Source organism: Streptomyces thermospinosisporus, assembly GCF_039526425.1.
Taxonomy (GTDB): Bacteria; Actinomycetota; Actinomycetes; order Streptomycetales; family Streptomycetaceae; genus Streptomyces; species Streptomyces thermocarboxydovorans.
In genome coordinates, this window is the sequence record NZ_BAAAIZ010000154.1 from 1 (window position 1) to 1,048 (window position 1,048).

At 61.8% G+C, this 1,048-nt stretch carries 1 protein-coding gene; it reads right to left on the reverse strand.

Going from position 1 to position 1,048, the window contains the following annotated elements:
* Positions 1–355 precede the first annotated feature (355 nt).
* On the reverse strand, positions 356–1,048 hold a 693-nt coding region (locus ABD207_RS31965; RefSeq protein WP_344016817.1), incomplete at its 5' end, for a hypothetical protein.

Here is a 1,048-nt window from a genome sequence, read left to right on the forward strand (position 1 = left end):
TGGTGATCGCACTCATCGAGGTGGCTAGAACTTCCACTACCGCAACCTCTTCACGAAAAAATCAGGAAGACTATTCCGAATAGCGTACCAAAAGTGCCGATCGCAATGGCTCCGCAGCCCACAACTTTGAAGACCCAGGGGCTGTGCTCGTCGTCTGGCATCAGATTGATCTTCGAGGAGAGGACCCTGTCGGCGAAGCCACGGTGGTTCGTCACTACAGCCCAACCAATGAACAGACAGGCTAGACCGAGAAGCAGGGGAAGAACAGAACTCACTGCAGGGTCCCTTCCATGTACCAAGATTTCACCGGTTGGTCCCAGCGCCGTCCGGCGCCGGGACCAACCACGATCGTCCGTCAGCTGCATCCCAGCCTGACGGAGCAGCCCCAGGTGTAATTAATACCCGTTTCCACACCAGCCTCGACGCCGACCCCGCCTCCGGGCTGTACTGCCCAGACTGGCTCCCCCTTGCTGTTGCGGACCCAGGAGCCGTCAAGGTTGAACGAGCTCTCGTGATTGACCAGAGCCCCCACAACGTAGTGCCCGGAGAGCTCCTTGTCCCAACCCCAACCCCTGAGCTGATCCAGCGAGTCCGCGTTGCTACTCAGCGAAGTGACGTCAAGTGAGGCGCCACCGCCTACGCCCGAGATTGCAGGGGAGAAGCTGCCACCGACGTCCCATTGCCCGTCGGCATTCTGGCCGACGAGCATGCACATTTCGATCGACCCCATCAAACCTGCTCCGGCCGAGATACTCAGGCACCCCCCGATCGTATTGGTCTCGGTTGTTCCGATGCCGATCACGTCGAGCACCTTGTCGAACCAGCCCTTGTTGGCCTCAGGCTTGGGAGCGGGCCCGGGGTTGGGCGGTGGTGGCAGGGTCTTCAGCCAGCCCTTGGGCGCCGGCGTAGACGGCATGGTGAGGTTGCGGCGGCCGGGGATGCCTCCCAGGCCCGTGGGCTTCATACCCTTGACGAGCTTGGGGCGCTTGCCGCAGCGGCAGGCTCGGACCGGGCCTTCACCACTGCCACTGCTCGCCTTCTTCTTGCT